Below are 4,315 nucleotides of genomic sequence, written 5' to 3' on the forward strand. Positions count from 1 at the left end.
CTTCGGCGGGCACCGGCTTCGGCTGGGAGCGGATCGTGGCCGCGGCCGCGGTGGTGCTCGCCATCGCACTCATGGTCGGCACGGGTTTCCTGATCAACCTGCGCAATGAGGCCGCCGACGAGGCCGCCCTGCGCGCGGGCCTCGGACCACACCGTGCCGAGCGCCTCGGCGAGCAGCCGCGCGGTCCACGGGTCGACCCGGCCGCCGACCGTGACCACCGGGCCGTGCGGCCCGTAGGTCGAGGTGGTCACCTCGCCGCGGTCGGCACGTCGACGGGGCGGGGCGTCCGGGTCGTCGAGCATGCGCTCGAGGGCGTCGCGGGCCGACGGTGCCAGGCTCTCGGCCGCGCGCACGACTGCGACGACCCGCTGGGCGAGCAGCGCGAGCTTGACGTTGAGCCGCATCGAGCTCCAGCGCAGCAGGTCGAACGCCTCCTGCTCGTCGATGCCGTACACGAGCATGAGGGCGCCCTTGGCCTGGTCGATCAGCGCGTGCGACGCGAGGGCTGTGCCGAGCTGCAGCTGCGCGTCGTGCCGCGCGGCGGCGGTGACGGCCTCGTCGACGTCCAGGACGAAGCCCCCGACGCGGGGCTCGCCGGCGTCGTCGCGCTCGCGGGCACCGGTGAGGGTGACGCGTCGTCGGCCGTCGCCCTCGGCCGCGTGCACGCGGTGCGACACGGCGAAGGACGTCCCGTGCGTCACGCAGGCGGCGAGCGCGTCGGTGACGCGCCTGCGGTCGTCCTCGTGGATGCGGTGCAGCAGGCGTCCCACGCCCACGGCGCCCGGCTGTGAGCCGCCCGTCCTGGGGCCGTAGGTCGCCCGCATGGTGTCGGACCACCACCAGCGACCCCCTCGTCGTACGTGTAGCGGCCTACCGCCTCGGCTGCGTGGACGGGCATGGGTCCTCCTCGCGGCTCCGCCGCGAAGGAAGAGAGAGGCTGGGTCCGAACCCCCGGGTCCGTCGTGGACGCCGCTGCTCTCGACAGTAGACCCGGGGCCCGGTGCCCGCGCGGTGCGTCGGCCGTCGCGCACGTCCGAGGCCTGATCGTGGACACGTTTCACCGGCCTCTTACTAACAGGTCGGTAAGTGTGGTTTCCTCCGGTGTGTCCACCCTCGACGGAGAGGAACCCCGCATGGACCCGCACGTCCCTGCGAGCAGCCGGTCACGACGACGTCGTCGCACCCCGCTGATCGCGACCCTCGCCCTCGCGCTCGCCGCGACGGCCGCCGCGCCCGCCACCGCCCACGGCGGCAGCGCGCCCTCCACCCCGAACCTCGGCCCGAACGTCGTCGTCTTCGACCCGAGCATGCCCGTCGCCGACATCCAGGCGAAGGTCGACCAGATCCACGCCCAGCAGGTCGACGCCGAGATGGGCACCGCCCGCTGGTCGCTGCTCTTCAAGCCCGGTGAGTACGGCACCGCCGCGCAGCCGCTGCAGATGAAGGTCGGGTACTACACCGAGGTCGCCGGCCTCGGGGCGTCGCCGACCGACGTCGTCGTGCACGGCAAGATCGAGACGTACAACCGCTGCCTGTCCGACGACCCCGCGAACCCCAACTGCATCGCGCTCGTCAACTTCTGGCGCACGCTGTCCAACCTCACGCTCGACATCGACGGCGCCGGGCAGGACGGCTGCCGCGCCTCGGCGAACTTCTGGGCCGTCTCGCAGGCCGTGTCGCTGCGCCGGCTCAACGTCCTGTCGAACGAGGGCGACCCCGGCTTCTCGCTCATGGACTACTGCACCGCGGGCCCGCAGTACGCGAGCGGCGGCTTCATCGCCGACTCGCGGTTCGGCGACGTGGTCAACGGGTCGCAGCAGCAGTGGCTCACCCGCAACAGCTCCGTGCGGAGCTGGTCCAACGCCGTGTGGAACCAGGTGTTCTCCGGCGTCGAAGGCGCACCCACCGACTCGACGTTCCCCGACCCGCCGTACACGACGCTCGACACCACGCCCGTCAGCCGCGAGAAGCCGTACCTCTACGTCGACGCGCGCGGCACGTGGCAGGTCCGCGTCCCGTCGGCCGCCGAGGGCACGCGCGGCATCTCGTGGGCGAACGGCATGACGCCCGGCCGCTCGATCCCGCTGCGCGACTTCTACGTCGCCAAGCCCGGCGACTCGGTGCTCAAGATCAACGCGCAGCTCGCGCTCGGCAAGCACCTGCTGCTCACGCCCGGCGTCTACGACATCGCGTCGACCATCGCCGTCTGGCGGCCCGGCACCGTCGTGCTCGGCACCGGCCACGCGACGCTCACGTCCGCCCGTGGGGCGACCCCGCTGTTCGTCGCCGACGTGCCGGGCATCGTCGTCGCCGGCGTGACCATCGACGCGGGCCCGACGAAGTCGCCCGTGCTGCTCAAGGTCGGCCTCGACCACCGGCACGCGCCCGACTGGGGCAGCAAGAGCCGCCGCGACCCGATCACGCTCAGCGACGTCTACTTCCGCGTCGGCGGCCCGCACAAGGGCAGCACCGACGTCGCGCTCGAGATCAACGCCGACGACGTCCTCGTCGACCACACCTGGGTGTGGCGCGCCGACCACGGCGTCGAGGGCTTCACCGAGGGCGTGAACGGCGACACCCAGCGGTGGCGCACCAACATCGGCCGCAACGGCGTCGTCGTGAACGGCGACGACGTCACCGCGACCGGCCTGTTCGTCGAGCACTTCCAGCAGCACAACACGATCTGGAACGGCGAGCGCGGACGCGTCGTGCTCTACCAGAACGAGCTGCCGTACGACCCGCCCACGCAGGCCGACTGGACCGAGCCCGACGGCACCCTCGGGTGGGCCGGGTACAAGGTCGGCGACAAGGTGAAGTCGCACCAGCTCTGGGGTGCGGGCGTCTACGTGTTCAACCAGAACAACCCGTCGATCGTCACCGAGAACGGGTTCGAGGTGCCGCAGCGTCCGGGCGTGACGCTGACGCACGTCATGACCGTGAACCTCAGCGCGGGCACGATCCGCCACGTGGTGAACGGCGTGGGCGGGCAGGTGGACAACACGAACACGGGGACCCCGTCGTTCGTCACGTCCTACCCGTGACAGACCGGTGGGTCGCAGGCCGTGGCTGCCTGCGACCCACCGGGTCCGATCGCCGCCCCGCGCGGTCGCGCCGGGTCAGCTCGCGCGCTTCGCGCGGAAGTCGTCCGCCATCTGCTGGGCCTGGGCGTTGATGACGCGGCGCAGGCTGTCGTAGAGCACCTGGGTGCGGGCGTCGCTCTCGCCGTTCTCCACCGCGCGTGCCCACGCGCGCTTGGCCGCGGCGACGTCGGCGTTCGTGACCTCGATCCGCATGTCCATCCGGCAAGCCTCCCCGAAGTCCTGGGATGACTGCTGGTGGTTCGACCCAGGTCACCCGATCGTGTGCTGACGGCATCCGCCGTCCGGGTGCGCCCGTCGCCGCCTCGGCGCAACCGCGCCCGACGACCCCTGCTGGACCGTCGCCCACGGTAAGCGCCCCCGCCCGGCGCGCAACCGGAGGCTGGGACGGCGGACACGGCCGCGACACCTCCCGACGTCCCGGCCACGATGTCCTCGTCGGGTACGAGGAGGCGCCATGGGGCACGACGTCGTCGTCGTGGGGTCGGTCAACGCCGACCTCGTGCTGCAGGTGGACCGCCACCCGGGACCCGGGGAGACGGTCCTGGGCGGCGGCGCCGTGACGCTGCCCGGTGGCAAGGGCGCGAACCAGGCCGTCGCCGCGGCGCGGCTCGGCGCGTCGATCGCGCTGGTGGGGGCCGTCGGGTCGGACGCGAACGCCGCCGTCGCGCTGAGCCTGCTGACGTCCGCCGGCGTCGACCTCACGCACGTCGCGACCGTCGACGGGCCGACCGGGCTGGCCGTCGTCACGCTCGCGGACGACGGCGAGAACACGATCGTCGTGGTGCCCGGCGCGAACGCCGCGGTGACCCCGGCGGCCGTCGACGCGGCGGCCGCGGTGCTGACCGGTGCGCGCGTGTGCGTGCTGCAGGCCGAGATCCCGCTCGGGACGGTCGGTCACGCCGCCCGCCTCGCGCACGGTGCCGGGGTGCGGGTGCTGCTCAACGTCGCGCCCGCGACCTCGCTCCCCGACGACGTCGTCCGTCTCGCCGACCCGCTCGTCGTCAACGAGCACGAGGCCGCGATCCTGCTGGGGCGCCCGCTCGACGCCGACGTCGAGGCCGCGCACGAGGCAGCCACGGAGCTCGCCGGTCGGGGTGCGGCGTCGGTCGTCGTGACGCTCGGGGCGTCGGGCGTCGTGGGCCACGAGGAGGGTGCCGCCTGGTCGTGGCCCGCCGTGCCCATGGAGGTCCGCGACACCACCGGTGCCGGCGACG

At 73.2% G+C, this 4,315-nt stretch carries 4 protein-coding genes; 2 read left to right on the top strand and 2 right to left on the bottom strand.

The features are described from left to right. On the bottom strand, window positions 1–776 hold a 776-nt coding region (locus HGA02_RS21710), incomplete at its 3' end, for an ANTAR domain-containing protein (protein ID WP_168679176.1). 357 nt (window positions 777–1,133) lie between these two features. Here HGA02_RS21710 and HGA02_RS11835 point away from each other — a divergent pair. Further along, window positions 1,134–3,041 carry a glycosyl hydrolase family 28-related protein gene (locus tag HGA02_RS11835; protein WP_246247710.1) on the top strand — a complete coding sequence of 636 codons (1,908 nt, stop codon included), beginning with the start codon at window positions 1,134–1,136 and terminating at the stop codon, window positions 3,039–3,041. 75 nt (window positions 3,042–3,116) lie between these two features. On the opposite strand, the gene HGA02_RS11840 is transcribed toward HGA02_RS11835, so the two are convergent. After that, window positions 3,117–3,299: a hypothetical protein gene (locus HGA02_RS11840; RefSeq protein WP_168679177.1), complete on the bottom strand. Its 183-nt coding sequence runs from the start codon at window positions 3,297–3,299 to the stop codon at window positions 3,117–3,119. Between the two features lie 256 nt (window positions 3,300–3,555). Between HGA02_RS11840 and HGA02_RS11845 the strand changes: the two genes are divergently transcribed. Further along, window positions 3,556–4,315, top strand: a 760-nt coding sequence (locus HGA02_RS11845; RefSeq protein WP_168679178.1) for a ribokinase, incomplete at its 3' end; no start/stop codon positions are given.

The sequence above is a fragment of the Cellulomonas septica genome (genome assembly GCF_012396155.1).
In the GTDB taxonomy this organism is placed as follows: Bacteria; Actinomycetota; Actinomycetes; order Actinomycetales; family Cellulomonadaceae; genus Cellulomonas; species Cellulomonas septica.